At 41.2% G+C, this 25,282-nt stretch carries 28 protein-coding genes, 2 pseudogenes and 3 riboswitches; of the genes and pseudogenes, 18 read left to right on the top strand and 12 right to left on the bottom strand.

Annotation, left to right across the window (positions count from 1 at the left end; all coding sequences use genetic code 11):
- Window positions 1-158: 158 nt before the first annotated feature.
- Complete coding sequence (locus tag ACIQZD_RS04605; RefSeq protein ID WP_402898701.1) at window positions 159-1,838, bottom strand: methyl-accepting chemotaxis protein; 1,680 nt, start codon at window positions 1,836-1,838, stop codon at window positions 159-161.
- Between the two features lie 185 nt (window positions 1,839-2,023).
- Window positions 2,024-2,066: riboswitch (PreQ1 riboswitch) on the top strand.
- A 55-nt stretch (window positions 2,067-2,121) separates the two neighbouring features.
- Here ACIQZD_RS04605 and queC point away from each other — a divergent pair.
- Genes queC through queE form a run of 3 tightly spaced genes read left to right on the top strand, consistent with a single transcriptional unit; the run spans window position 2,122 to window position 3,978 of the window.
- Complete coding sequence (queC, locus tag ACIQZD_RS04600) at window positions 2,122-2,787, top strand: 7-cyano-7-deazaguanine synthase QueC (RefSeq protein ID WP_402899927.1); 666 nt, start codon at window positions 2,122-2,124, stop codon at window positions 2,785-2,787.
- On the top strand, window positions 2,787-3,257 hold the full coding sequence (gene queD, locus ACIQZD_RS04595; RefSeq protein ID WP_402899924.1) for a 6-carboxytetrahydropterin synthase QueD: 471 nt from the start codon (window positions 2,787-2,789) through the stop codon (window positions 3,255-3,257). Before queC ends, queD begins: the two co-directional genes overlap by 1 nt.
- Window positions 3,250-3,978: a 7-carboxy-7-deazaguanine synthase QueE gene (queE, locus tag ACIQZD_RS04590; protein WP_402898698.1), complete on the top strand. Its 729-nt coding sequence runs from the start codon at window positions 3,250-3,252 to the stop codon at window positions 3,976-3,978. The genes queD and queE overlap by 8 nt, the downstream gene beginning before the upstream one ends.
- Before the next feature lie 54 nt (window positions 3,979-4,032).
- Here queE and ACIQZD_RS04585 read toward each other — a convergent pair whose 3' ends face one another.
- Together ACIQZD_RS04585 and ACIQZD_RS04580 are read right to left on the bottom strand one after the other, a co-directional pair.
- Window positions 4,033-4,380, bottom strand: coding sequence for a DUF4260 domain-containing protein (locus ACIQZD_RS04585; protein WP_402898695.1), 348 nt, complete (start codon window positions 4,378-4,380; stop codon window positions 4,033-4,035).
- A gap of 52 nt (window positions 4,381-4,432) precedes the next feature.
- Window positions 4,433-5,002 (bottom strand): TetR/AcrR family transcriptional regulator, encoded by a 570-nt coding sequence (locus tag ACIQZD_RS04580; RefSeq protein ID WP_402898692.1) that lies wholly within the window; start codon window positions 5,000-5,002, stop codon window positions 4,433-4,435.
- Window positions 5,003-5,252: 250 nt separating this feature from the next.
- Here ACIQZD_RS04580 and ACIQZD_RS04575 point away from each other — a divergent pair, with 250 nt between their 5' ends.
- Window positions 5,253-5,537, top strand: coding sequence for a hypothetical protein (locus ACIQZD_RS04575; protein ID WP_402898689.1), 285 nt, complete (start codon window positions 5,253-5,255; stop codon window positions 5,535-5,537).
- Between the two features lie 46 nt (window positions 5,538-5,583).
- Window positions 5,584-6,554: pseudogene (locus ACIQZD_RS04570) on the top strand (HD domain-containing protein).
- A gap of 118 nt (window positions 6,555-6,672) precedes the next feature.
- Here ACIQZD_RS04570 and ACIQZD_RS04565 read toward each other — a convergent pair.
- Both ACIQZD_RS04565 and ACIQZD_RS04560 read right to left on the bottom strand, forming a co-directional pair.
- Window positions 6,673-7,113, bottom strand: a complete 441-nt coding sequence (locus ACIQZD_RS04565; RefSeq protein ID WP_402898686.1) for an SRPBCC family protein — start codon at window positions 7,111-7,113, stop codon at window positions 6,673-6,675.
- Window positions 7,114-7,142: 29 nt separating this feature from the next.
- A complete protein-coding gene (locus tag ACIQZD_RS04560; RefSeq protein ID WP_402898683.1) occupies window positions 7,143-7,625 on the bottom strand; it encodes an SRPBCC family protein in 483 nt (160 codons plus the stop codon).
- Between the two features lie 250 nt (window positions 7,626-7,875).
- A riboswitch (PreQ1 riboswitch) is annotated at window positions 7,876-7,918 on the top strand.
- A 50-nt stretch (window positions 7,919-7,968) separates the two neighbouring features.
- On the opposite strand from ACIQZD_RS04560, the gene ACIQZD_RS04555 reads away from it, so the two are divergent.
- Window positions 7,969-8,511 (top strand): VUT family protein, encoded by a 543-nt coding sequence (locus ACIQZD_RS04555; RefSeq protein WP_402898681.1) that lies wholly within the window; start codon window positions 7,969-7,971, stop codon window positions 8,509-8,511.
- Window positions 8,512-8,532: 21 nt separating this feature from the next.
- Window positions 8,533-8,682, top strand: a complete 150-nt coding sequence (locus tag ACIQZD_RS04550) for a hypothetical protein (protein ID WP_155726451.1) — start codon at window positions 8,533-8,535, stop codon at window positions 8,680-8,682.
- A 905-nt stretch (window positions 8,683-9,587) separates the two neighbouring features.
- On the opposite strand, the gene ACIQZD_RS04545 is transcribed toward ACIQZD_RS04550, so the two are convergent.
- Complete coding sequence (locus tag ACIQZD_RS04545; protein WP_137018710.1) at window positions 9,588-9,908, bottom strand: PadR family transcriptional regulator; 321 nt, start codon at window positions 9,906-9,908, stop codon at window positions 9,588-9,590.
- 310 nt (window positions 9,909-10,218) lie between these two features.
- Here ACIQZD_RS04545 and ACIQZD_RS04540 point away from each other — a divergent pair, with 310 nt between their 5' ends.
- The gene (locus ACIQZD_RS04540; RefSeq protein WP_402898676.1) at window positions 10,219-10,965 is read left to right on the top strand and encodes an alpha/beta hydrolase; all 747 of its coding nucleotides are present in this window, start codon (window positions 10,219-10,221) and stop codon (window positions 10,963-10,965) included.
- Between the two features lie 115 nt (window positions 10,966-11,080).
- On the opposite strand, the gene ACIQZD_RS04535 is transcribed toward ACIQZD_RS04540, so the two are convergent.
- A complete protein-coding gene (locus ACIQZD_RS04535) occupies window positions 11,081-11,785 on the bottom strand; it encodes a DUF421 domain-containing protein (protein WP_402898674.1) in 705 nt (234 codons plus the stop codon).
- Window positions 11,786-12,041: 256 nt separating this feature from the next.
- Window positions 12,042-12,142: riboswitch (purine riboswitch) on the top strand.
- A gap of 166 nt (window positions 12,143-12,308) precedes the next feature.
- On the opposite strand from ACIQZD_RS04535, the gene ACIQZD_RS04530 reads away from it, so the two are divergent.
- Entirely contained in the window at window positions 12,309-13,502 is a 1,194-nt protein-coding gene (locus tag ACIQZD_RS04530) for a nucleoside transporter C-terminal domain-containing protein (protein WP_101223498.1), read from the top strand.
- Window positions 13,503-13,590: 88 nt separating this feature from the next.
- On the opposite strand, the gene ACIQZD_RS04525 is transcribed toward ACIQZD_RS04530, so the two are convergent.
- From ACIQZD_RS04525 to ACIQZD_RS04515, 3 genes are all read right to left on the bottom strand, one after another.
- Window positions 13,591-14,742, bottom strand: coding sequence for a CAP domain-containing protein (locus ACIQZD_RS04525; RefSeq protein ID WP_402899922.1), 1,152 nt, complete (start codon window positions 14,740-14,742; stop codon window positions 13,591-13,593).
- A gap of 30 nt (window positions 14,743-14,772) precedes the next feature.
- A complete protein-coding gene (locus ACIQZD_RS04520) occupies window positions 14,773-15,078 on the bottom strand; it encodes a hypothetical protein (protein ID WP_402898671.1) in 306 nt (101 codons plus the stop codon).
- A 213-nt stretch (window positions 15,079-15,291) separates the two neighbouring features.
- On the bottom strand, window positions 15,292-15,663 hold the full coding sequence (locus ACIQZD_RS04515; RefSeq protein ID WP_034309370.1) for a winged helix-turn-helix transcriptional regulator: 372 nt from the start codon (window positions 15,661-15,663) through the stop codon (window positions 15,292-15,294).
- A 187-nt stretch (window positions 15,664-15,850) separates the two neighbouring features.
- Here ACIQZD_RS04515 and ACIQZD_RS04510 point away from each other — a divergent pair, with 187 nt between their 5' ends.
- The 6 genes from ACIQZD_RS04510 to ACIQZD_RS04485 all read left to right on the top strand — a co-directional run bounded on the left by ACIQZD_RS04510 (window position 15,851) and on the right by ACIQZD_RS04485 (window position 21,356).
- A complete protein-coding gene (locus tag ACIQZD_RS04510) occupies window positions 15,851-17,056 on the top strand; it encodes an MFS transporter (RefSeq protein WP_402898667.1) in 1,206 nt (401 codons plus the stop codon).
- Window positions 17,057-17,240: 184 nt separating this feature from the next.
- On the top strand, window positions 17,241-18,083 hold the full coding sequence (locus ACIQZD_RS04505) for an aldo/keto reductase (RefSeq protein WP_402898664.1): 843 nt from the start codon (window positions 17,241-17,243) through the stop codon (window positions 18,081-18,083).
- A gap of 165 nt (window positions 18,084-18,248) precedes the next feature.
- Complete coding sequence (locus ACIQZD_RS04500) at window positions 18,249-19,277, top strand: NADH:flavin oxidoreductase/NADH oxidase (RefSeq protein ID WP_402898661.1); 1,029 nt, start codon at window positions 18,249-18,251, stop codon at window positions 19,275-19,277.
- Between the two features lie 163 nt (window positions 19,278-19,440).
- The gene (locus ACIQZD_RS04495) at window positions 19,441-19,752 is read left to right on the top strand and encodes a rhodanese-like domain-containing protein (protein WP_034309364.1); all 312 of its coding nucleotides are present in this window, start codon (window positions 19,441-19,443) and stop codon (window positions 19,750-19,752) included.
- A gap of 271 nt (window positions 19,753-20,023) precedes the next feature.
- Window positions 20,024-21,106: a tartrate dehydrogenase gene (locus ACIQZD_RS04490; RefSeq protein ID WP_402898659.1), complete on the top strand. Its 1,083-nt coding sequence runs from the start codon at window positions 20,024-20,026 to the stop codon at window positions 21,104-21,106.
- Window positions 21,107-21,170: 64 nt separating this feature from the next.
- Window positions 21,171-21,356 carry a sporulation protein Cse60 gene (locus tag ACIQZD_RS04485; RefSeq protein WP_048682016.1) on the top strand — a complete coding sequence of 62 codons (186 nt, stop codon included), beginning with the start codon at window positions 21,171-21,173 and terminating at the stop codon, window positions 21,354-21,356.
- A 92-nt stretch (window positions 21,357-21,448) separates the two neighbouring features.
- Here ACIQZD_RS04485 and ACIQZD_RS04480 read toward each other — a convergent pair.
- Window positions 21,449-22,379, bottom strand: a pseudogene (locus tag ACIQZD_RS04480) (SDR family oxidoreductase).
- Between the two features lie 148 nt (window positions 22,380-22,527).
- On the opposite strand from ACIQZD_RS04480, the gene ACIQZD_RS04475 reads away from it, so the two are divergent.
- From ACIQZD_RS04475 to ACIQZD_RS04465, 3 genes are all read left to right on the top strand, one after another.
- The gene (locus ACIQZD_RS04475) at window positions 22,528-22,698 is read left to right on the top strand and encodes a hypothetical protein (protein ID WP_169803975.1); all 171 of its coding nucleotides are present in this window, start codon (window positions 22,528-22,530) and stop codon (window positions 22,696-22,698) included.
- Between the two features lie 239 nt (window positions 22,699-22,937).
- Window positions 22,938-23,498, top strand: coding sequence for an MEDS domain-containing protein (locus ACIQZD_RS04470; protein ID WP_402898655.1), 561 nt, complete (start codon window positions 22,938-22,940; stop codon window positions 23,496-23,498).
- A gap of 1 nt (window position 23,499) precedes the next feature.
- A complete protein-coding gene (locus ACIQZD_RS04465) occupies window positions 23,500-23,832 on the top strand; it encodes an MGMT family protein (RefSeq protein WP_402898652.1) in 333 nt (110 codons plus the stop codon).
- 170 nt (window positions 23,833-24,002) lie between these two features.
- On the opposite strand, the gene ACIQZD_RS04460 is transcribed toward ACIQZD_RS04465, so the two are convergent.
- Window positions 24,003-25,268 (bottom strand): BaiN/RdsA family NAD(P)/FAD-dependent oxidoreductase, encoded by a 1,266-nt coding sequence (locus ACIQZD_RS04460; protein ID WP_402898649.1) that lies wholly within the window; start codon window positions 25,266-25,268, stop codon window positions 24,003-24,005.
- Window positions 25,269-25,282 lie beyond the last annotated feature (14 nt).

Genomic DNA, 25,282 nt, shown 5'->3' with positions numbered 1-25,282 from the left:
AAACAAATGAAAATATTCACTTCCAGCCGCTGCTGATAGATTTATTTTTTAATGGTTTATTATTGTGTATAGTTATTTATTCCCCGAATATACGAAAATGAAACAACCTTATAATGGAAGGAAAAAAGCAATTTCCCGCATTCGGGAAATTGCTAGTGTCATAATTGGAACTTCTTAACCTGTTCAGTGAGCAGTTCTGCCGAAGATGCAAGTTCACTGGCATGATTCGTGATTTCATCCATCGAAGAGCTGGATTGCTGAGCGGAGGCGGAGACTTGTTCGATTCCTGCTGCGGACTCTTCAGAAACGGCTGCGATATCTTCAATAGCCTGATTGATTTTTTGGCTATTTGTGGAGATATAGTTCAATTCGTTTGTTATATGCTGTATTTTCATTTCCATATTCCCGACAGAATGATTGATTGTTTCAAAGGTTCGGCCTGTGAGCGTGATTTGTTTCGTGCCTTCATCCACTTGTGTATAACCATCTTCCAGGGAGTGGACGACCGTTTTTGAACCTGTTTGAATGGCGGAGACAATATTGGTGATATCCCCAACGGAGTGTGTGACCTCTTCAGCGAGTTTCCGCACTTCATCGGCGACGACGGCAAAGCCCTTGCCATGTTCACCAGCACGAGCAGCTTCTATGGCTGCATTCAGCGCCAATAGATTAGTTTGATTGGATATATCCTTGATGACCTGCACAAGCTGCGAAATTTGCTGTGATTGAGAATCGAGCACTTTCACTTGCTCTACGGCATTTTTGACAATTCCATCCATACTTTGCATCTGTTGGACCGAACTGCGCATTAAAGTGGTGCCCTCCTTGGTCAAGGAAAGGATTTCGGTTGAACTTTTAGCTACATCCACCCCTTCTAGGTGGGCAAGCTTAATCCTGCCGGTGAAATCATCCATGATGCGAACCATTTCAGATGCCCGGTTGGCTTGTGACTCCGAGCCTTCCGAAAGTTCATACATCGTAGTCGCTATCTGTTTGCTGCCCTGCTGCACTTCATTTGCTGATTGAGTCAGATCTTCGCTTTGGTTGGAAACGGAGTGCGAAACAATGAGCATTTTTTCGATCGTATCACGAAGGTCTTTCTGCATTTGATTGGCGGATACCGTTAGTTCACCCATTTCATCATTTGATTTTTGCTCCAGGGGCTCATGATTCAGCTCTCCTGCAGCCACCAATTTCATCCTATCCCTGATTTTAAGGAGGGGGGTGGTAATGAGGTTGGCTGTAACAACCGCAAGGACAAGGCCGATAAGGACTGCCGCAATGGATATGATGATACTTGTCGTCTTAACCGATTTCCCGCTGGCGATGACGGTTTCACCTGAAGCGACAATCAATTCCTCGCGTTCCGAAGCAAGCTCCTTGAAACCCTCCATAACTTCATTGCTAATTGGCGCCACTTCATTTTTGAGTATCTCTTTAGCGCGTTCTTCATTTCCATTTTCATATTGTGGAAACACCCGGTCTACAATCATCGTCCTCCAATCCACGCTTTTCTCGATTAATTCCTTCGCTTTATCAGAATCGCTTAAGGCAAGGAAATCCTCCTGGATGACCTGGCTTTCTTCAGTATATTGTAAGAACCCTTCTTTATAACTCTCGTCACCATAAAGAATATAGGCTCGGGCGTATGCGGTTCTTTGTGCTAGATTGTATAGCAGCTTTTCGTCTTGGATAAGAAGCGGAAGTTCCTTTTCGATGATATCCTGGGAATATACCAGTGACTTGTTGCTGCTATAGATGTTGAATGCTCCTAAGATGACACATAAAGATATGATGAGTGAAAATGCCACCAATATCTTTGATTTAATGCTTTTCAAATTATTGGACCCCTTTATCGATATTTTATTCACACTGTTTTATCGGATAAATAAAAGGATATTTAAGCAATGAAAAGTTAACCAAATTTTCCATCAGATCTAATGTTCTCTTAATATAAACATCTTGATTTATTATCCTTTTCAAGTTACTATTGACTTGGAAAAATATAATATTCCGCGTTAAGGCGGAAGAGGTTCTAGCTACCCTCTCAAAAAAACTAAGGAGAAACAGTGCTCTATTCTTAGGGTGCTGTTTTTTTCCGTAAAAAGGAGTTTTATAGAAATGAAGAAGAAAGAAAAGGCAGTGGTTGTGTTTAGCGGAGGTCAGGACAGTACGACGTGCCTGTTCTGGGCGATGGAAAGATTTGAGGAAGTGGAAGCGGTGACGTTCGATTATAATCAGCGGCATAGCTTGGAAATCGAATGCGCTCAAAACATTGCCAAGGAATTGGGCGTAAACCATCATATCCTTGACATGTCGCTGCTGAACCAACTGGCACCAAATGCGCTGACGAGAAGTGATATTGCGGTGGCGGATGGAGAAGAAGGGGAATTGCCGTCGACGTTCGTACCAGGGAGGAATTTGCTGTTCCTTTCGTTTGCCGGAGTGCTGGCGAGTCAGATTGGCGCTAAACATATTGTCACCGGTGTCTGTGAAACGGATTTCAGCGGATACCCGGACTGCCGCGATGTATTCATTAAATCATTGAATGTGACCTTGAACTTGTCGATGGACCAGTCATTCGTGATTGATACGCCGCTAATGTGGCTTAATAAAGAGGAAACATGGGAGCTAGCGGATCAGCTAGGCGCGTTCGACTTTGTCCGCGAAAAGACCCTGACTTGCTATAACGGAATCATCTCCGACGGCTGTGGAGATTGTCCGGCATGTAATCTGCGTAAAAAAGGACTGGATGACTATGTAAGCAGACGGAAGGTGCTTTCATGATGTACGGTTTTAAGATAGTGGATAAACTCCAAAAAATAGATGAAGATATTCAGCGCAGCCAATTGAAGTATACAAACAAGAGGGTTCTCGTGAGTAAGGAATTCACCTTTGATGCAGCACACCATCTGCATGATTATGAAGGAAAATGCAAGAACCTGCATGGCCACACGTATAAGGTCATTTTCGGATTAAGCGGGTATACAGATTCACGCGGGTTGATGATAGATTTTGGGGACATCAAGGATATATGGAAAAATGAAATTGAAATCCACCTGGATCACCGTTATTTGAATGAAACCCTGCCGCTCATGAATACAACAGCTGAAAATATGGTTGTCTGGATTTATGAAAAAATGGCCGAATCCCTTTCATTAAAAGAATATGAGGGTGCTAGAGTCGAATTTGTTCGACTGTACGAAACGCCGACAAGCTATGCCGAAGCCAGACGGGAGTGGATGGAAAGTGAGTAAACTCCCGGTTATGGAAATCTTTGGGCCGACCATCCAAGGAGAGGGAATGGTCATTGGCCAAAAAACCATGTTCGTTCGGACGGCCGGCTGCGATTATTCGTGTGCCTGGTGTGATTCCGCATTTACTTGGGATGGCACCGGTAAGGAAGATACCGTCCAGATGACTGCTAGAGAAATATGGGATGAGCTGAAGCGTATTGGGGGTTCCGGCTTTTCCTTCGTGACGATATCAGGAGGAAACCCGGCTCTACTGAAAAACCTAAACGGCTTGATAGCGATCTTACATGAAAATAAAATGAAAATAGGTGTCGAAACCCAAGGGAGCCGATGGCAGGATTGGTTTCTCGATATTGATGAACTGACTATTTCACCTAAGCCGCCGAGCTCTGGTATGAACACGGACTTTACGGTGCTTGACCAAATCATCTCGAACCTTGCCAATCGAAATCCTGAGAACCATGTCTCATTGAAAATCGTCGTCTTTAATGAGGAAGATTATCAATATGCCAAACATGTACATGGGCGTTACCCGGAAATTCCTTTTTATCTGCAGGTCGGCAATGACGACAGCAGGACGGCGGATGATCGTCAATTGATCAGCGGTCTTTTAAAGAAGTACGAAGAGTTAATTGATAAAGTGATAGCGGATGATGAATTGAATGATGTGAAAGTGCTGCCCCAGCTGCATACCTATATATGGGGAAACAAGCGGGGCGTATAAAGAAAAGAGAGCAGGAGGCAGTGTGATGCGTAATCACACTGCCTTTTAAGCTTATTACAACCTTTGAATGTGTGTATCTTTGAAGGATGATGTGTATTTAAGGCCATATCCAAATAAGCGATCCATTCCAATATGCGCGGTCCAAATTAAACCAAACAGCATCAATGCATCAGACTTTAGAAAAATGGCTAGCAAAATCATGAAGATGGACAGGGTATAAGTATGAAATAAGTTATAAACCCTTGCTCCAATCCGATCATTGATCAGATAGGCCAGCATGGAAACATCAGGCGATAAAATCAATAGAAGGAAAATCCACCAGCTGAATTCATATAACGAATAGATGTAAATCACCGCTAAAAGGACCATGAGTCCTTCAATATGAAGGAATTTCTTTACCATATTAAAACCTCCAAAAATTTATTTGACCAATGGTCAATAATATTCAAAAAAATTATATGATGTTCCTGATGATATTTTTTACATGAAAATAAGCTAAGCCTTTTACATCTTGATAAGTTAGCTCAGAATTAATATAAAAAGTTATGAATCCGTGAAGAGAAAGAAAAATCGACCATATGGATGCAGGATTCAATTTGTTGTCCGTTAGGTCCGTCAGGGACTGGATTAGCTTTTCATATGTTTTATTAGAATCAAATTGAAGTAACTGCTGAATTTCTTTTTCCTTCGATAAAAACATGATGGAATAATGATTTTGTTGGGTTAAACCGAACTCCAAGAAGCACAATAAAATCTTTTCCATTTTTACAGTAGGATCATTTTCCGACATGATGATATCATCGATTAAATTATTTAATACGGAAAAATCCGTTTTTACCAAACTATAAAATATTTCCGCCTTATTTTTAAAATGATAATAAATGGCTCCATGGCTGCAATCCAATGATTTAGCCAATTGCCTCATTGAGACATTCGAATACCCTAACGTTGCAAAAAGGTTTCTAGCTTCATTCAACACCATTTCCCTGGATAATTCTTTACCTGCCGATTTCCTTGGCGACATCTTGACACCTCCTATTTATTGACCACTGGTTAATTAGGATGATAGCTCACTGATTTCCAAATGTCAATTATTAGATTGAATGATAAATTCCTGTTTTTAAAGAAAAACTTTACCATTTATTGAAGCGGAATTCCACCAGTTGTTGCAAAGGGGAGGATTCAGGACATTGCAGCGTTTGACTTATTTTTTACCGTTAATACCCTTATATGGTATTATAAGGGTATTATTAGTGCGTTGAGGAGATGAATAAATGAAAAAGAAATTCGGTATTTTGGCATCAATTTTCATAGTCTTGACCGGCCTTTTTTTATTCACTAAACCGTATAAAGATAAAACAAAACCTGTAGAAGACTTTATTAAAGTGTTTCCACGAGATCAGGTAATAATAAATGAAATGATGATCATGGAGGGAGTTGATGAGGACAATCCGGGTGATATCGATTTGAATGATGAAGAGGAGTTAAGAAAATTGGCAAGAAAGCAATATGAGCAAAATCAAAAGGGGGAAATAATTTTTACAGAAAAAAATCAGTGAAATCACCTACCTGTAATGAGTAAACTAATGGGGGAGGCGGCAGTTATTGATAGTTTTGGATAGTATCTATGGGGAACACATTGTAGAGGGAGTTCTGAAAGAGCTGATAGTAAGCAAACCTGTCCAAAGATTGAAGGGGATACATCAAGGCGGGGCAAGTTATTTAGTTAATGAGAAGTGGGATGTCACACGATTTGACCATTCAATTGGTGTGATGCTTTTAATTAAAGCGCTTGGAGGTTCATTAGAGGAACAAATCGCGGGCTTGCTGCATGACGTATCCCACACTGCATTTTCACATGTTATTGATTTTGTTCTGGATTGTAAGGAAGAAGATTATCATGAAAAGATATATGATCAAGTCATTATGGAATCCGAAATCCCATTTATACTGAAGGAATATGGATATGATTGTAAAGTCATTTTTCAATCAAAATGGGAATTGCTTGAACAGCCAGCACCTGAGTTATGTGCCGATCGGGTAGATTATACTCTCCGCGATATGTATCAATATGGATATATCACAATCGAAGCCATTAAAGAATTTCTAGAACATGTAATCATAATAAATGGAAGGATGTATCTGGATAATATTGAATCGGCGGAATGGTTTGTAGAAACGTATTACAGCGAAGTTATTGATTTTTTCATGAACCCGCTTAATATATTTGGCTATGATATCTTGGCAAAGACCTTAAAATTGGCTTTAGCTAAAAAATTGATCAGCCTTGATGACTTACTCGGTACAGATGAAGAGGTCATGTCCTTGTTAAGCTTCACTGAAGACCATGAAGTTCAAAACCTGTTAAAACGGATCCATGGTAACGTAAAGGTGAAAGAAGATCAAGTGGAATACGATATCATCGGAAAAATAAAATGCGGCTCATTGATCCTTCCGTTATTCAAGGAACCCAAGTAGTAAGAGCATCCAGTTTATCGGAAAAAGTCCAGAGAATGGGAATTAAAGCCTACAAAAAAGCTTCAAAGGGCATGTATCTAAAAGTGATTTCCGATTGAATTTCGTGTCAAACCATACGGAAAGTCATTTAAAAATTAGTTGATTTAGACAATCGACATCTAGGAAGGAGCTTGATTAACGGATGCCTAATACATCTGAACCAGCACCCTTTAATAATTAAAAAACTAATGATGCTCTCAAAGTATTAACGCCATTTTCCAAATAACCCTTTAAACAGGTTAAAGTATAAACCCAACCTTCCTTTTGTCCGATCATTTTGTTTATTATTTCAGGGTCGTCTTCACTCAATCCTGATTCGTTCACTTCAATAATTGTACTCGTATTATCCAACTCTTTTAGTGTAATGGTAACAATCGTTTCTTCATCATTTCCGCCCCACGCAAACACGATTTTCCTATTTTCCTCGACTTCCATTACATTAATAACCACTTCAGCATCGTATTCGTTGTATCTCAATGTAAGTGTCCTGCCTTGTTCCCATCTTTCAGAACTCGATGAGAACCAGAAATTCCCGATTTTTTCAGGATTCACTATGGCTTCAAACACTTCATTAGCTGGCTTGATTATCTTAAATTTCGTAATTATTTGGGTATCCATACTAAATCAACTCTCTTTCGATTTGTTTTTTATTGTTTTCCACTATCCCAATCTACTGATATTGGCGGCAGGGTCCATCCAGTTTCAAGCAAGCTCTTCAGGTTACTCAGAATGGCTGGCCAACCATTATTCAGGCCTTCAAAGGTATTGTCATCATATACAAAGTCTGTCTCCAAAAGCTCCTCATGCCTAAGCATTAACTTTACAGTCGAATCATCCATTTTCTGTAATTCAAAAGTGACCCGTGTAGGCTGCTCGCGAGGTGTTTCGTCTCCTGCCATGTTCCATGTATACGAGAGCAGGTGGAACGGATCACACTTAAGTACATTCCCATGATCAGTAATCCGCCCATCTACCAGCATATATTTGACGCTTGAACCTTCTTGCCAGTCAGACTGGACTTGGCATCCGAAGTGATATTTCTTCGTGACTTCACCACTCGTCAGGGCTTCCCAAAGCTTCTCTGGTGTGGTTGCGATATAAATAGGATAGACAAACGTAGTTTTTTTCATAATTCTTTTTCCTCCTCGCCAAATAAGATATCAAGAACGTAACCTAACTCTATCATTGATTGTCGTCTTTCATATACAGCCGGTCAAGCAGTTTTTTGCGACAGAAATCGGCAAAGTCATTGCATTGAAGAAGATTTGAAATGCATTGCTAAGACCGGATTCTCCGTGACATAAAAGGGCAGTATGGAAACTTCTTGATTTCCAATCGCTTTCAAGCTACGATAAATAAGGAAAATGATAATCCGCCCGGGCGGAAGAGGTTCTAGCTACCCTCTCAAAAAAACTAAGGAGAACAGTGCTCTTTCTTAGGGTGCTGTTTTTTCTGTATAAGGAGAATTAAGAAATGTTAAGAATTTTATTGTATTTGGTATCCATCATCACGGCGAATGTGGTTACAGCAGCTTTTGCGCCATTACATTTTGGCATGTTCATCATCCCGATGGGGACATTGCTCATCGGGGGAACCTTCATCTTCCGAGATCTGGTCCAGAATAAATTCGGCCGCGCAAAGACCTATATATGTATCGTCACTGCACTTATTTTATCTGCATGTGTATCATTTTTATTAGGGGATACGTTATTGATTGTATTTGCTTCCGCCTTATCGTTCATGGTCGCAGAAACAGCGGATACGGAAATTTATACCCGTTTAAAACTTCCGATGAGTTGGAGGGTGTTTTACAGCGGGATCGTTGGAGGATTTTTCGATTCGGTGATATTTGTCGTGATTGGTCTAAGTCCAATGGGTGCCAATATATTACCGTGGGAAGCTGTACCCGCTGCGGTTATCGGCCAAATCATCGTGAAAACCATCATTCAGTCAATAGGTGCCGTACTTTTGGGACGAATCAACGTAGAACTGGAGAAACGTGTAGTCTCCAGTTAAATGCCAGGAGGGATGGACTACATGGATGGAACAAAAAAAGAAGAAGATAAATGCTATTGCCTCGAGGCCTTTCGTGAAAAATATGGCCCGCATGTTCAAGGGGAATGTATGAAGCTCTCCTGCGCCAATTATCGCAAGCATAAAGGAATAGACAAAAAAGGACCAAATTAGGTCCTTTTTTTTCGTGAACGGAGTAACTCACGAGTAAAACGTGCAAGATCATGTGTGATTCACGAGTAAAAGTGAAAATTCACGATTAAACGGCTCAAAATCGTGAGTGTAACAATTCACGAGTAAACAGTGCAAATTCACGAGTAAATAGCCTAAACTTACGAGTAAAAGTGTGAAAATCACGAGTAAATGTGCAAAACTCACGAGTAAACGGCTCAAAATCGTGAGTGTAACATGAATTCACGATTAAACAGTGCAAATACACGAGTAAATAGCCTAAACTTACGAGTAAAAGTGTGAAATTCACGAGTAAATGTGCAAAACTCACGAGTAAACGGCTCAAAATCGTGAGTGTAACATGAATTCACGAGTAAACAGTGCAAATTCACGAATAAAACAGAAAGATTTACGAGTAAAAGTGCGGAATTCACGAGTGAACGGCTCAAAATCGTGGTGTAACATGAATTTACGAGTAAACAGTGCAAATACACGAGTAAAAGTGCGGAATTCACGAGTGAACGGCTCAAAATCGTGGTGTAACATGAATTTACGAGTAAACAGTGCAAATACACGAGTAAAAGTGAAAATTTACGAGTAAACGGCTCAAAATCGTGAGTGTAACATGAATTCACGAGTAAACAGTGCAAATTCACGAGTAAATAGCCTAAACTTACGAGTAAAAGTGTGAAATTCACGAGTAAATGTGCAAAACTCACGAGTAAAAGTGCGGAACTCACGAGTAAACGGCTCAAAATCGTGAGTGTAACATGAATTTCACGAATAAACAGTGTGAAATTATGAGTGCAGGACAAATTCACGAGTAATTAGCCCAAACTCACGAGTAAACATCAAAAAAAGCTTCCTGCACCGTTTCATTAATGGGGCTAGGAAGCTTTGTATTTTGTTTAGAATTGCTCTGTGCTTTTCCGAACTAATTTTTCGAGGAAGAAAAAGCATTCTCGCTTCCGTTCAAGTTCGGTTTGTCCATTTTCGGTGACATGATAATATTTCCTGCGGCCTGACTCGGACTCTTTCCAATGGCCTTTTATGAATTCTTTTTTTTCTAACCGTTTAAGGGCGGGGTAGAGGGTGCCTTCACTTATTTGATATTTGCCCATGCTCATTTCCTTCAAGATCTTCGTGATTTCATAGCCGTATAGCTTTTTTTGTGAAAGAAGTGAAAGCAAAAGGAGGTCAATGCTTCCCTTCATTAATTCTTTATCCAAATAAATTCTCCTCCTTTTCATTTTTAAAGTGTAATACGTTGTACATCGTATCACAAGGTGCATTTTACTTTTCTTAAAAAAAATGGTTAAATGACGATTGCTAAATAAATTTAATCATAGTAAAATGTGCTTCGGAACGGATGAGTTGTGAAGAGTGTGGTAAGGATACTATATACATGATTTAATTGTTTTAATGAAAATACGGAATAGGATAGAAGAATCCCTACTCAAGGGGTATTAATTGATTTTTTTTCGAAAATCATTTAGATTCTATTTATCAACAAGAGCAAAGAAAGAAGGTCCTAGATAGATGAAAGTGAAAGCACCTGAGCCATTCACATATATTGGTGGAAAGAGAGCTGTTCTTTTACTTCACGGGTTTACCGGAAGTACAGGAGATATGAAGAAATTAGGGAAATACTTGAATGATCTCGACTATACTTGCCACGGACCTCTTTATAGAGGGCATGGAGTGTCTGGTGAGGAACTCGTTCAGACTGGTCCAAAGGAATGGTGGGAAGATGTAGTTAATGGCTATAAATTCCTTAAAGAAGAAGGCTATGAGGAAATTGCTGTTGTAGGAATTTCTTTAGGAGGAGTTTTCTCATTAAAAGTGGGAATTGAATTGCCTGTAAAAGGCGTAGTTTCAATGTGCGCTCCGACGCAAGGGAAAAGTATCGATCGACAAAAGAACCGCTTGCTCAATTATGCACAGGCTTATAAGAAGTTTGAGGGCAAAGATGCAGACCAAATTGCTGCAGAAGTGAAGCTGCTGGAAGAAGAGCCTATGCCTCAACTAAAAGATGTGCTGAATATTATAAATGAGACAGGTGAAAATTTAGATTTAATCACATCACCAACTCTTGTTTTACAAGGGCGCTTGGATGATCCCGACTATACTGAGAGTGCTACAGCGATTTTCAATGAAGTCGATACGCAGCATAAACACTTGATATGGTATGAAAATTCAGGTCATATTATCACATTGGGCAAAGAACGTGAACAGGTGTATGAAGATGTGTATAAGTTTTTAAATACACTGAACTGGTCGGAGTAGTAAGCGAGTTTATAAATCCCCTTTAAGTTAAACATGTGTAAAGCCTGCATTCATATGCATGCTTTACACAATGCTTGAGGGGATTTTATTTTGGCTGAAAAGTGTTTTTTAGCATCTATTGGTAGAAAAAGACCTTTAAGTTATCGTTATTATCAAGAGTTGCCAATAAAATATCGTTCACGTCGGCATTATATGTTATTTTGATTCTGTTTTTCAGCCATGCTTCGTCTTTACCGCCCCGATTTAATTCTTTAGAATCAATCTTCCCTTCTTTAATAATCGTTTTAGGAAAAGCGAAGGCATTTGTTGCTAGGTGCATATCTGCTGGGGTGACGGCTTCATATTGAGGATATAAGAACAATGAAATGGTACCACTCGGTTCCCATAGTGCGAGAGATACTTTTTGAATATCTTCGACTTTTTCTTTTCTTAATTCCGATAATAAAAAATCGATGGAGATTCGGGCCCTTGCTAAGCTTTTGTAAATGATTTGCCCATTTTCGATAAGTGGAAAGGGGGCGGAGTCAAAAAATCTTCGGATTTTGCCCCACTTAAGACCCGTAAACACACTAATTATATATAAAATCACTAAAACAAAGGTCGTAATCATTGAACCCTTTAAACCTAACTGTTCATCTGATAAAGGGTGGGCAAGAATGTTTCCAATAATTAATGCCATTATGAAATCAAGTAATCTTAACTGGGAAATGGACCGTTGCCCCATCAATTTAACCGAAAAAAGTAAGAAGAAGAAGGATATAATGGCTCTTAAAGTCCACTGGATTGCAGTAAGAGTTTCCTGGCTATTAAAAAAGTCCACAAAAAATTCACGTCCTTATTTCCTGCAAAGGAGATGTAATGGTCAGAAGGATGAATTGAAACAACTGGGAAGCTTATTTAAAGAACTCTTTAGATGGGTCCGTTTATAATTTAAGCTAGCTCTTTCTTAAGTATTACCCAACATCGGTCCTTCTAAGACTTTCTTGACTGTTTTCAAAAAATTTATATTAATATAACAACTTTAAAACGTATTGTAATTAAAAATAAACTGATTTAAAATGATATCTTTCCTAAGAAATTTATTTTAAAAATATCCTTGTATAATATCAGTGACGATGGTCTGATAGTTTCTACCTGGCAGCCGTAATGCCGGACTACAAGGAAGTATGAAAATAGAAGAGATGGACAGGTTTATGTTGGTTCGCTTGTGATCCATATAACATGTCTGAATAAAGGCTCTTACTTTTTCACACTTTCTTCCTGCGGCTGAAAGTGTAAAAAGGTGAGGGCTTTTTATATAAAAAAAACGAATGGGAAATGATATAGCCAAAGGGGATGAAAGCATGTATTTCTTATTGAATATACTAGGTGTTTTAGTTGTAATGGGCATCGTTTACCTTTGTTCACCTAATAAAAGGAACGTTAAGTGGAAAGCCATTCTTACCTTGCTGGTTCTTGAATTGCTTATCACATGGTTCATGTTATCGACAAAAATAGGGGCGTGGGTCATCAATCTGATCGCTTCATTCTTCACCTGGTTGATTGAATGTGCGAATGAAGGGATTTCTTTTGTCTTTCCTTCACTTATGGCAAATGAACAAGTGGATTTCTTTTTCAGCGCATTGATGCCAATTATCTTCATTATCACGTTTTTTGATGTTTTATCGTATTTCGGTATACTTACCTGGATCATTGATAAAGTGGGATGGCTCATCTCAAAAGTATCCGGCTTGCCAAAACTTGAGAGTTTCTTTTCGATTCAGATGATGTTCCTAGGAAATACTGAGGCACTTGCCGTACTCCGCCTTCAACTCAGTGCGATTAAGGATCAGCGTCTTTTGACATTTGGAATCATGAGCATGAGCAGCATCAGCGGTTCAATCATTGGAGCCTACCTGTCTATGGTACCGGCAACCTATGTTTTTGTAGCGATACCTTTGAATTGCTTAAATGCCTTGCTGATAGCTAACATGCTGAATCCCGTCGATGTCAGTAAAGAAGAAGACGTCGTTTATGTACCTTCCAAAGAGGAGCGTAAAGATTTCTTTTCCACCATTTCCAACAGTATGTTGGTTGGTGCCAAAATGGTCTTCGTCATCATGGCAATGGTTATCGGCTATGTGGCGTTAACGGCCAGCGTAAACGGCATTTTCGGTTTCTTCGTGGATGGATTGACCATTCAAAAGATTTTCTCTGTCATTTTTAGTCCATTTGCATTCTTGCTTGGATTATCTGGACATGATGCCATGTATGTCGCTCAATTGATGGGAATCAAGCTTGCCACAAATGAGTTCGTTGCCTTGCTCGATTTAAAAGATAAAGTCAGTACACTGCCACCGCATACAGTCGCTGTGGCTGTCACTTATCTGACGTCATTTGCCAACTTCAGTACAGTGGGCATGATTTATGGAACATTCAATTCCATTCTCAATGATGAGAAATCGAACATTATCGGAAGGAATGTTTGGAAGTTGCTGGTTAGCGGGATGGCTGTTTCCTTGCTAAGTGCCATGGTCGTTGGATTATTCGTTTGGTGATTTAAAACATGGGCATCCATTTTTATAAATGGATGCCCTCTTGTATGAAAAAAGCTATGCAGGATTTTCCCTTGCACAGCTTTTTTGTTTATTTCGTCAAATAGTTTTCCGTATAATATGGTTTATCTTCCTCATCGAAGGCAACTCCGACACCGAGCGATTCAAAATCCTTCTGTAATTTGTTTTCCCTGTGTCCAATGGAATTCATCAGGCCTTCATGGGCAAAGATACTGCTATTCTGACCGGCAGCCAGGTTTTCCCCCGCCATTCGAAAATTGATTTTGTCATCTTCCATCCGGTCAAAAGGGGATTCTCCTTCAAGGTTTGTATGGCTGAAGTATTGATTCACGGCCATATCTGAACTATGATCCTGTGCAGTGACCTTTACTTGTTTATCCCATGAAAGCACTGAGAGATCATGATTGACCCGTGAGGCATTGGTCAAATCGAATAATTGATATTCAAAGCCCTTCTTTAATCCGGAACCGGCTTCTGCAAAATAGCCGCTCTTTTGCTTTTCGAGTTTTGCGTCGATGATTTGGATTGCCGTGACTGTATTTTTCTCATGTTTGTCATAAAAAATGGTCACATAGCTATTATCCATTTCAAACATATCGTATTCGCCGCTGTCACTTTGAATCTGGTAATAGACGTTTCCTTTAAGCAGTTTTGTTACAGGCTCCGCCATTTTCCCAGTCACGGTTTCTTTGGGAGTGCCGCGTTTAATGCCTTCCTTTGAGGAAATCAAATCTTGGTTCGTATATAAACCAACAACTTTATTGTCGTTATCATAGGAAACCATGAAGAAGTTTTGATAATTTTCGTGATATGCGAACCAGTCCACGCCATATTCATTCCGCGTATTCCGTTTAGCTTCACCAGCCAATTTTTCTACATCATCCTTCGTGTCACCAATTTCGATATTACGGACTGAGAAGGATGCATCAGCAGGTGCTTCCAGTGCTGGTTTTTTCACTTTTTCCGTTTCCTGCGATTCTTTTTCAGAGACGGTATCCAATGTTTCCGTCAGCGAGCCAATCAGGCTGCTGACTCCAGTACTCAGTTTTTCCAACGCGGTTGAAACCTCGGGCCCGTTTATAAAGGAACGAACATCTGATGCAAAGGCACCAACCCCCGCTTTGAATCCAGACTCCTGAATATCTTTACCATATCCATACCATAATCCAGAGAGTAGGAGTATGAGGACCACAATATTAAACAATTTCCGCAAATCGTTCACTCCTGCTCTATCCAAGATATAAAATCCCGTTTAATGAAAGATCATCGGCACCAAACTTAAGACAGGTGGGGCACATAACAATAATAGTGAACACAGAATGAGTATTTGTGAGGCCGTTTTTGGAAGCTTTTCCTTCCCTTTTCCCGAGTACCAGCCACTGAACTGAAGTTTATTTCTATACCAGACGAATAATAAAAGCAGTATCGCAATCGATCCTATCCAGCCATACTGATTCACTCCTATGTTTATATATATGCCGTTTACAATGCTTGAAATGATTGTTCCGGCTATCCCGAATATTAATATGATGCGTATCAATTCTAATAAGACCCTCATATGTCACTCCTTGGTTTCACCATTATACTTCTTCGATTAAAAAATAAAAACTTTAAATGATGCGATATTACATATTATACCAAAAAGAAAGAGGGGAATAAAACAGGTGCCTCATACGGTGCAGGGCTAGCTTTCATTATTAGTTAAACCAGGAGAATTCGTTATAAACAAAAAAAGATTAGCCACTTCGAGCTAATCTTTTTTTGTTTGGGATTACTTTAATTGATCATTCAATACACTTTCCTCTAGAACGGAAAACTTATCTCCATACACTCTGGTTATGTGATTTTCCCCCCACGTACATAGTGCGGATAGGATACTTTCCAGGCTTTGCCCATACTCACTAAGTTCATATTCCACTTTAGGTGGGACTTGGTTGTAAACGATACGATTGATGACTTCGTCCTTTTCCAACTCCCTCAATTGTTGGGTCAACATTTTTTGGGTGATGTTCGGCATAAGGCGCTTCAATTCACTAGTCCGTTTTTTTCCGTGGGTCAGATGGCAGAGGATAACGCATTTCCATTTTCCGCCCATTACTTCAAGTGTCGCTTCAACGGATATATTGTATTTCTTTTTTTGCATGATTTGGATACTCTCCTTATTTTATAGGTACTAAAAGGTGCCTATATCACTTTAAAGTACGTACTGTTTTTTATTCCTATTATATCTCATAATAACATTTGCACACCGAATTCCACTGTACCATTTATAAAAAAGTTGCTAAGGCAATTTCAATGATAGTACAAAATGACAAGAAGGAGAAGAGGATATGATTTCAAATAAAAATAGAAGTACATGGGCATTGCTGGCTTTAGCGATCAGTGCCTTTGCGATTGGAACAACTGAGTTCATCAGCGTGGGATTATTACCACTCATTTCTAAAGATTTACACATTACAGTGACGACGGCCGGATTGACGGTATCCTTATACGCCTTGGGGGTCATGTTCGGGGCACCTATCCTGACATCACTGACATCGAATATGTCGCGAAAGACTTTATTGCTTTGGATCATGGTCGTGTTCATTGCCGGAAATGCATTAGCGGCTTCTGCAACCACAGTCGGTGTATTATTGATCGCACGTGTCATTTCAGCACTTGCACATGGCATCTTCATGTCAATCGGCGCTACGATTGCGGCTGATTTGGTCCCTGAAAACCGCAGGGCGAGTGCCATCGCCATCATGTTTACAGGTCTGACGGTGGCAACGGTGACCGGAGTTCCTTTTGGAACGTTCATCGGTCAGCAATTCGGCTGGAGGTTCGCTTTCATCATCATTGTGGCAATCGGCTTGATTGCTTTCATCGGAAACGGCATCCTCGTGCCGTCCGATTTAAGAAAAGCAGCACGGACCACTTTCCGTGACCAAATCAAATTGGTGACGAATGGGCGTTTGCTGCTAGTATTCATCATTACAGCGTTAGGGTATGGAGGTACATTCGTTGTCTTCACGTACCTGTCGCCATTACTTCAGGAAGTGACAGGGTTTAAAGAAGGAACTGTGGCCTTAATTTTGTTAATATATGGAGTAGCCATAGCGATAGGAAATACCCTTGGCGGGAAATTCGCCAATCGCAATCCTATTAATGCCCTATTCTATATGTTTCTTATTCAGGCCATAGTACTTGTCGTTTTGACTTTCACGGCACCGTTCAAGATAGCTGGTTTAATTACGATCATTTTAATGGGATTGTTTGCATTCATGAATGTTCCCGGGCTTCAAGTGTATGTCGTCATGTTAGCGGAGCGTTTCGTGCCGAGTGCAGTGGACGTGGCGTCAGCCATCAATATTGCCGCCTTCAATGCGGGTATCGCCATTGGTGCCTACTTAGGAGGGGTGATAACGGATTCGATCGGATTGATCCATACAGCGTGGATAGGTGGAGTCATGGTGTTTGCAGCAGTGATTTTAACAGGATGGAGCCGGGCCCTGGAAGGTAAAGACCGTACCAAGGGGACGGACATGATAGCATAGGATTAAAAAAGTGATGCATGTTAGAAAAAGCATGCTATGCGTATAGAGTATCGATAACATCAGTATCATTGCATCCCTTCAGCGAATGATGGAAGGTTCCTTGAAGGGATGTAATGATACTGATACTAAAAGCGCATTACAATCTATAAAAACAATAAAGAAAGAATTTGGAGGTAGAGTGATAATGGTGAAAAATTTACAAGATACAACAGCATTGCATAACGGCGTCAAAATGCCTTGGTTCGGATTGGGCGTATTTAAGGTGGAAGAAGGTCCGGAGCTGGTAAATGCAGTTAAAGTGGCCATTAAACATGGTTATCGCAGTATCGATACGGCTGCCATTTATGAAAATGAAGAAGGGGTCGGCCAAGGAATCCGTGAGGGCTTAAAAGAAGCTGGAATCTCAAGGGAAGACTTATTCGTAACATCAAAAGTCTGGAATGCCGATTTAGGATATGAATCGACAATCGCGGCTTACGAAAAAAGCTTAAAGAAACTTGGCTTGGAGTACTTGGATTTATATCTTATCCATTGGCCAGTGGAAGGAAAATATAAAGAAGCCTGGAGAGCGTTGGAAACTCTTTATAAAGAAGGAAAAGTGAAAGCTATCGGTGTGAGCAATTTCCAGATTCACCATCTTAAAGATTTAATGGCAGATGCAGAAGTGAAGCCGATGGTCAATCAAGTGGAATGCCATCCGCGTTTAACTCAAAAAGAAGTTCAGGCATTCTGTAAGGAACAAGGAATCCAACTTGAAGCGTGGTCACCATTGATGCAAGGTGAACTTCTGGATAATGAAGTTTTACAAGCTATTGCAACCAAGCATGGCAAATCAGTTGCACAAGTCATTTTGCGCTGGGATTTACAAAATGGGATTGTTACGATTCCAAAATCCACTAAAGAACATCGTATTGTAGAAAACTCATCTGTATTCGATTTCGAATTGACGGAAGAAGAAATGAACCAAATTGACGGATTGAACCAGAATCACCGTGTTGGTCCAGATCCTGATAATTTCGACTTTTAATCACGAAGGAAGGAGAGGGACGGGATATCCGCCCTTCTCTTTTTTATTGGATTACCACATCGGCATTTACAATGACAGCTTCGGGAATCTGATTAGTTGACACGGTATTACTGAGATGATATAAATGCATGTGCATGCATTTTATAAAAAAGGAGATAAAAAATTATGAATGATTTATTTTCACCTTATCGAATAAAAGAACTTGAACTTAAAAATAGAATCGTCATGCCGCCGATGTGCCAATACTCCGTCGAAGCGGAAGATGGTATACCAACAAACTGGCATCAGCAGCATTATGTAAGCAGGGCAGTTGGCGGCACGGGGTTAATTATAGTGGAAATGACCGATGTGGAGCCTGATGGGCGCATTTCGAATCGCGATCTTGGATTATGGTCCGACGACCAAATTGGAGCTTTCTCCAACATCGTTAAGGAAGTACATCAATACGGTGCAAAAATCGGGATACAAATTGCCCATGCAGGCCGTAAAGCGGAGGATGCCGAAACTCCGGTGGCACCATCAGCCATTGCGTTTGACGAAACGTACAAAACACCAAGAGCTTTAGAAACGAAAGAAGTGAAGGAAATGGTCGATAAATTCCGGGCATCGGCCAGAAGGGCTGTTACAGCAGGATTTGACGTAATTGAATTACATGGTGCACACGGGTATTTAATCCACCAATTCACATCACCGCTTACGAATAAACGTGATGACGAATATGGAAAAGAACTGACAAAATTCGGAGTGGAAGTCATTAAAGCAGTGAAAAGCGAAATGCCTGCCGACATGCCTTTAATCATGCGTATTTCTGCAAAAGAATACGTTGAAGGCGGATACGGTATTGAAGAAAGCGTTGCATTTTCACAAGTCTTTAAAGAAGCAGGCGTCGATATGTTCCATGTAAGCTCTGGAGGAGAAGGCCCGATTGGAGCAGACGGAAGGCCGGGTACACATGCTAGCTATCAAACTCCGTTGGCCAGGGAAATCAAAAAAGCCTTGGATATTCCGGTGATTGCTGTAGGTCGATTAGATGATCCGATTCTTGCAAATTCAATCATTGGTAATGAAGAGGCCGATTTGGTTGCCGTCGGCAGAGGAATGCTGCGAAACCCTTATTGGGCATTGGAAGCATCTAAGACTTTGAATAAAAAAACGGAGATCCCTGAACAATATCAACTGGGATTCAAGCATTAATACAAATTTATGCTTTAAAACGCCGGCGAATTTTATATTCGCCGGCGTTTTTACAATCAGGCGTGAGGGGAATTTTCATAATGGAAATCCATTACGTGATGTTTAACTGGAAATTTTGCTATAATGAAAAAGATAAATCAAACGATAATTCGAGGTGCTAATTATGGAAGAAATCAAAATCATTACAACTGAAGAAGTGGAAGCTAAGCTTGAGGCAGGCGAAGCGATGGAACTTGTCGATGTTCGTGAAGACGAAGAAGTGCAAGAGGGAATGATCGAAGGCGCGAAACATATTCGCATGAATGATATCCCGGCAAACCTTGACTACTTTGATAAAGAAAAAGAATATATTTTTATCTGCCGTTCAGGACGCCGCAGTGAAAATGTATGCCATTATCTTCAGGAACAAGGATATAAAGTGGCAAACATGGTTGGCGGAATGCTTGAATGGGACGGCGAAGTCATCGTTAAGTGAGGTTCCTCAAAAAGACCTGTTACTTTTGTAAGCGTAAATCCAGGAATGTGACGGTTTATTTGAATGAAGAAAGAACAAAGATCATGGTTTGTTCACAATGCCGTGAATATGCAGAAAGACGCGCATATTTGAAGGCGTAAAAAAAAGAGACCTTTCATCATGAAAGGTCTCTTTTTTTTCTGTATGGACCTCTTCTAACGGGAATGCAAAAAATTATATGTTAAAATTAGGGGGTTAAAATCAGAAAATATAGAAAAAGGAGAGTTGAAGCATGAATGTTCATAAAATTGCGGTCATTGCGGGTGACGGGATAGGCCCTGAGGTGATTGATGAGGGTGTAAAGGTCCTTAAAGAAGTGGCTGCAATTGCCGGGGATTTTTCTTTCCAGTTCACCTATTTTCCATGGGGATGTGAATATTACCTTGAAAACGGCAAAATGCTGCCCGACGACGGACTGGAACAACTGATGAAGTTTGACGCCGTGTATCTTGGAGCGGTCGGTTATCCTGGTGTCCCGGATCATATTTCCTTACGTGAACTCCTGCTGAAAATCAGAAAGGGATTTGACCAATATGTGAATGTTCGACCCGTTAAATTGCTTCAAGGTGCACCCTGTCCATTAAAAGACGTGACTCGTGACCAAATCGATATGGTTGTCATCCGTGAAAACAGTGAAGGGGAATATTCCGGTGCCGGTGATTGGCTTTTTAAAGGCAAACCGGAAGAAGTCGTCCTGCAGACGGGGGTCTTTTCAAGAAAAGGGACGGAGAGGATCATCCGTTATGCGTATGAACTTGCACGTAAGACGGGCAGGACGTTAACCAGCATAAGCAAGGCGAACGCATTGAATTATTCAATGGTTTTTTGGGATCAGGTTTTTGAAGAAATTGGACAGGAGTATCCGGAAGTAGAAACGAATTCCTATCTGGTCGATGCGGCGAGCATGTATTTTGTCAAGCAGCCCGAACGGTTTCAAATCGTTGTCACCTCCAATTTGTTTGGTGACATCATCACGGATTTAGGTGCTGCCATTGCAGGCGGGATGGGACTGGCGGCTGGTGCCAATTTAAACCCTGAACGGATTTATCCGTCGATGTTCGAACCGATTCATGGTTCAGCCCCGGATATAGCACATCAAGGCATCGCCAATCCACTTGCGGCCATATGGTCCGCCAGTCAGATTCTCGATTTCTTTGGACATGAGGTTTGGGGTGCTAAAGTGTTGGACGTGATCGAACAGGTGATGGTCGATAAAAAGGCGCTCACCCCTGATATGGGCGGGACAGCTTCTACAGAAGAAGTCGGGGATGAAGTGGTTGCATTAATATCCGCTTTACAAACAAATCAAGTATAATCTTTATGTAAAATGGGCATCCTGCACAATAACTATCATTATAGTAAAAGGGCGGGGAGAGCCGATGATACAAGTCAAATTATTTGATTATGAGCATGAAAAGGATCTTGAGGATGAAATGAACTTTTTCCTTGAAGACATTCGTGATAATCAAATCGTCGATATCAAATACAATGTCGCCACTACAGGTGAAGAGGAAGAGGAACAGATCTACTGTTTTAGTGCGATGATCATCTATAAAAAAAAATAAAGGCCGGCTGGCCTATAATCAAAAAAAGACTTCCTATTGCTGCAAGGCGTGCAATCAAGGTAGTCTTTTTTTCGTGAAATGCGATGTGGAAATTAGGACGATGTCGCTTCCCCGCCGTTGACATGAAGTGTTTGTCCTGTCACAAAACGGGAATCATCAGAAGCGAGATAGACAAAGGTGGGAGCCAGTTCAAATGGCTGGCCTTGACGCTCCATCGGGTTATCGACTTGTGTCACTTCGTCTGCCGAGAAACTTGCCGGGATGAGGGGTGTCCAAAACCTTCCGGGCGCAATGGCATTCACCCGGATGCCTTGATCGACAAGACTGTTTGCCAAGGCACGGGTAAAACCAATGTTGGCCCCTTTAGTCGCCGTGTAATCAATTAATTGCTTATTCCCATTAAACGTCACGACTGAAGATGTATTAATGATGGAGGCCCCGGCCTTTAAATGGGGAAGGGCAGCACGGGTCGTGTAGAAGTGGGAATAGATATTCACTTTAAAGGTATCATCGAATTGCTCATCCGTAATATCAAGCAAGCTTAATTGCTGAAATTGAATACCCACATGGTTACAAAGAATATCGAGCTTTCCAAATGTTTCGATGCTGTCTTCCGCGATATTGATGCATTGCTGTTTATCCCTTAAGTCACCAGGAAGCAGTAAGCAACGTTGTCCAAGCTCTTCAATTCTCCATTTTAGTCCGATTGGCATCCTCATGTTCATCCAGATAAGCGATGGAAACATCTGCGCCTTCTTTAGCAAAGGCAATGGCAGCCGCAGCTCCAATCCCACTGTCTCCGCCAGTTATCAATGCGACACTACCTGTTAATTTCCCGCTGCCCCTATAATTGGGATTTTCGATGATGGGCCGGGGCACCATTAATTTTTCTACACCAGGCTGGCGGAATTGGCGTTGCTCCGGAACCGTGATGGGAACGTCTTGATAACGGGTGATCTTTCCATAATTCGGCTGCATGGGATAGCCTTTATCGGATGATTTTTTTTTCTTATCTTCTGCCATGAGGAGTCCTCCTAAAAAAGAATTTAGTCGGTTTACTTTATGTATAGCAAGTAAACGCCGTGCATGAAGAACATGTATGGGTACGGGCTCGTTGCCGTGCGGCTCGAATATGCTGAAGGGGAGAAAAAAAGTTTTTGGGGGCCTCTATATGCCATATTATTATAGCGAAGAAGTGAAGTTATTATTGGTCGAACAATCGGATGAAAAAGTGGAGTTGTTATATGATTCCAACCCAAATACCTTTGAATTGCCGCTCATAGGACCAAGACCGCCATATTATTATAACCCGCGTTATGTGCCGTATTATCCTGTGATTTAGGGACGAACATCAAAAGGGAAAATGCATGAAGAACGGAATCTGCTGAATTGGGCTGCCTTGGTCATTCAATGAGTGACTAAAAGCAGCCTCCATTCGACTCAACAAAATTCCCGATCATAACGGATGACATTAGGAAAAACTGATTATTTTCTTCTATGAATTTTACAAACACGGAGATAATGGGTAAAGTTATACATAATACATAGAGCGGACTGGTGTATTTAAAGGGGAGATCCATTTTGGATAACAATATGAAACAACTACTAGAAAATATACAGCAATCGGATGGTGGCCATATCTTATATTGTTTTAATGAATTGGAAGCCTACATTGAAAATGAGGCAACATTCATCATTACAGGTGTTGAACAGGGAGACCATATCCTGGTCGTCGAAAATGACCGTATCTTTCCTTTCGTGTACAAGAAATTGCAGCTTCATTTAAATGAGGAGCAATTGGGGCAAGTGCATCTTATGAATAATTTTGATTTTTATTGTTTTCATGGAGACTTCCATCCTTCGACGATGGTTAATTATTTCTTGGAAAATATCGATACATACACTGAACGCAATCAGCACGTGAGGACTTGGGGCCATGTTGAATGGGGCCAAGACGATCAAGCCAGCTTTGCGATAGGCGAATATGAAAAAGGAATCAACAAACTGATCAAGGAACGAGGATTGATTTCTGTTTGTGCGTACGATGACTGCAGAGTGCCTGCCGAGCTTAAAACAAACTTGATCAAGCATCATGGGGTCCTGATAACCGATGAAAAAATCACGATTTTAGCAAACGGATAGAATGGAAGGGGCAAGTTATTTGGAAAGTTTTACTGAACGGGTAATTAATATCATACAACAAATCCCTTCCGGTAAAGTGATGACATATGGTCAAATTGGACAGCTCGCCGGAAGTCCGCGCGGTGCAAGGCAGGTTGTAAGGATCCTTCATTCAAGCAGTAAAAAACATGACCTTCCTTGGCACCGGGTAATCAATGCCAAAGGCGAAATCGGCATAAAAGCTGAAGGCGCCGCAGAACACCAGAAGGCGATGCTAGAGAGTGAAGGCGTCACATTCACGAAACGGAATACCATTGACCTCGAAGCATTTCGCCATCATCCAGAAATGTTTTAATCGAAAAGCCGGATAGTAGAGGCGGCGCGGGTGCGGAAAAAAAAGTACGGTGAAGGCCCAAATAACAGCACCTACGCCAGAATCAAAGCTAACAAACACCGAATGGATGTGTAGGCTGACGAAATCGCAATAAAAGAGGCTGATCCAAGCGGATCAGCCTCTTTTACGAATTATGAACGGGCATACATGGCAGCATTCATTCCGGCGAGTCTTCCGGTTACTAATGCCGATGTGATATTATAGCCGCCTGTGTATCCGTGTATATCCAGAATTTCACCGCAGAAATACAGTCCGTCCATTAGTTTGGATGCCATTTCCTTGGGATGTATTTCTTTGACGGATACGCCGCCGCCCGTGACGAAGGCTTTTTCCAGCGGCTGGGTGCCGTGCACTCCGAATTGGAAGTCCTTGCATAATTCTGCAAAGCGGCGGATTTTTTCATTTGATATCGTCGCTCCTTGTTCTTGAAGGTCGATGCCGCTTCGCTCAAGCAGGAAGTGAAGGTATCGTTCAGGAACTAAGCCTTTTAAGGTGTTTTTAATGGCTTTTTTCGGTTCGGCTTTGATTTCCTTCATGATATCTTGAAAAACCTCTTCCTTGTTTCGGTCCGGCAGGGCATCGAGTCTCATAGTCACTTCCGACAAGTTCCATTTTTTCATCGCTTTCACGACGAATTGGCTGCATCTTAGAACAGCTGGACCGGAGACGCCAAAATGGGTGAAGAGCATATCCATTCGGTGTGTGATCAGGGCCTTGCCCTTTGGGTTAAGGACACTCAATGAAACATCGCGAAGTGCAAGACCTTGAAGTGTTCGATCTTTAATGAATGTTTCATGGCTAAGTACGGGAACTTCAGTTGGGAACAGCTCGGTAATCGTATGTCCCGCCTTTTTAGCCCATGCGTAGCCGTCTCCCGTTGAACCGGTGTGGGGAACTGATTTCCCGCCGACTGCAATCACGACTGCATCCGTGTCAATGGTCTGGCCATCTTTTAACCGGACACCGCTGGTTTTTCCATGTTCATAGAGAACTTCCGCAACTGGAGAGTTCTTATAGATCGTTACCTTTAAATTCGACAGGCGCGTCAGAAGGGCATCCACGACACTTTGTGCTTTATCGTTGACAGGGAACATCCGGCCATGGTCCTCTTCTTTTAGAGCCACGCCCAATTTTTCAAAGAATTGAATAATGTCCTCATTATTGAACTCTGAGAAAGCACTGTATAGAAATCGCCCGTTTCCAGGGATATGCTGAATGATTTCATCGATTGAGAGCCTGTTCGTCACGTTGCAGCGTCCGCCGCCCGAGATTGCAAGTTTCCTGCCAAGCTTCTCGCCTTTATCCACTAACAAGACATGGGCACCTTTTTCACCGGCTGCAATTGCTGCCATCAATCCGGAAGGACCGCCGCCAATTACCACTACATCATATTTCAAATTGATCACCACTT

Origin of the sequence: Peribacillus sp. NPDC096447 (assembly GCF_044762725.1) — a bacterium.
Taxonomy (GTDB): Bacteria; Bacillota; Bacilli; order Bacillales; family DSM-1321; genus Peribacillus.
The sequence above is the reverse complement of the archived record's forward strand: the minus strand, read 5'-3'. Positions and strand labels throughout refer to the sequence as shown.

Coding starts and splice junctions, on each gene's coding strand:
- queC (WP_402899927.1), top strand. CDS start 2,122: ATGAAGAAGAAAGAAAAGGCAGTGGTTGTGTTTAGCGGAGGTCAGGAC.
- queD (WP_402899924.1), top strand. CDS start 2,787: ATGTACGGTTTTAAGATAGTGGATAAACTCCAAAAAATAGATGAAGAT.
- ACIQZD_RS04585 (WP_402898695.1), bottom strand. CDS start 4,380: ATGGTAAAGAAATTCCTTCATATTGAAGGACTCATGGTCCTTTTAGCG.
- ACIQZD_RS04580 (WP_402898692.1), bottom strand. CDS start 5,002: ATGTCGCCAAGGAAATCGGCAGGTAAAGAATTATCCAGGGAAATGGTG.
- ACIQZD_RS04575 (WP_402898689.1), top strand. CDS start 5,253: ATGAAAAAGAAATTCGGTATTTTGGCATCAATTTTCATAGTCTTGACC.
- ACIQZD_RS04565 (WP_402898686.1), bottom strand. CDS start 7,113: ATGGATACCCAAATAATTACGAAATTTAAGATAATCAAGCCAGCTAAT.
- ACIQZD_RS04560 (WP_402898683.1), bottom strand. CDS start 7,625: ATGAAAAAAACTACGTTTGTCTATCCTATTTATATCGCAACCACACCA.
- ACIQZD_RS04555 (WP_402898681.1), top strand. CDS start 7,969: ATGTTAAGAATTTTATTGTATTTGGTATCCATCATCACGGCGAATGTG.
- ACIQZD_RS04550 (WP_155726451.1), top strand. CDS start 8,533: ATGGATGGAACAAAAAAAGAAGAAGATAAATGCTATTGCCTCGAGGCC.
- ACIQZD_RS04540 (WP_402898676.1), top strand. CDS start 10,219: ATGAAAGTGAAAGCACCTGAGCCATTCACATATATTGGTGGAAAGAGA.
- ACIQZD_RS04530 (WP_101223498.1), top strand. CDS start 12,309: ATGTATTTCTTATTGAATATACTAGGTGTTTTAGTTGTAATGGGCATC.
- ACIQZD_RS04520 (WP_402898671.1), bottom strand. CDS start 15,078: ATGAGGGTCTTATTAGAATTGATACGCATCATATTAATATTCGGGATA.
- ACIQZD_RS04515 (WP_034309370.1), bottom strand. CDS start 15,663: ATGCAAAAAAAGAAATACAATATATCCGTTGAAGCGACACTTGAAGTA.
- ACIQZD_RS04510 (WP_402898667.1), top strand. CDS start 15,851: ATGATTTCAAATAAAAATAGAAGTACATGGGCATTGCTGGCTTTAGCG.
- ACIQZD_RS04505 (WP_402898664.1), top strand. CDS start 17,241: ATGGTGAAAAATTTACAAGATACAACAGCATTGCATAACGGCGTCAAA.
- ACIQZD_RS04500 (WP_402898661.1), top strand. CDS start 18,249: ATGAATGATTTATTTTCACCTTATCGAATAAAAGAACTTGAACTTAAA.
- ACIQZD_RS04495 (WP_034309364.1), top strand. CDS start 19,441: ATGGAAGAAATCAAAATCATTACAACTGAAGAAGTGGAAGCTAAGCTT.
- ACIQZD_RS04490 (WP_402898659.1), top strand. CDS start 20,024: ATGAATGTTCATAAAATTGCGGTCATTGCGGGTGACGGGATAGGCCCT.
- ACIQZD_RS04485 (WP_048682016.1), top strand. CDS start 21,171: ATGATACAAGTCAAATTATTTGATTATGAGCATGAAAAGGATCTTGAG.
- ACIQZD_RS04475 (WP_169803975.1), top strand. CDS start 22,528: ATGCCATATTATTATAGCGAAGAAGTGAAGTTATTATTGGTCGAACAA.
- ACIQZD_RS04465 (WP_402898652.1), top strand. CDS start 23,500: ATGGAAGGGGCAAGTTATTTGGAAAGTTTTACTGAACGGGTAATTAAT.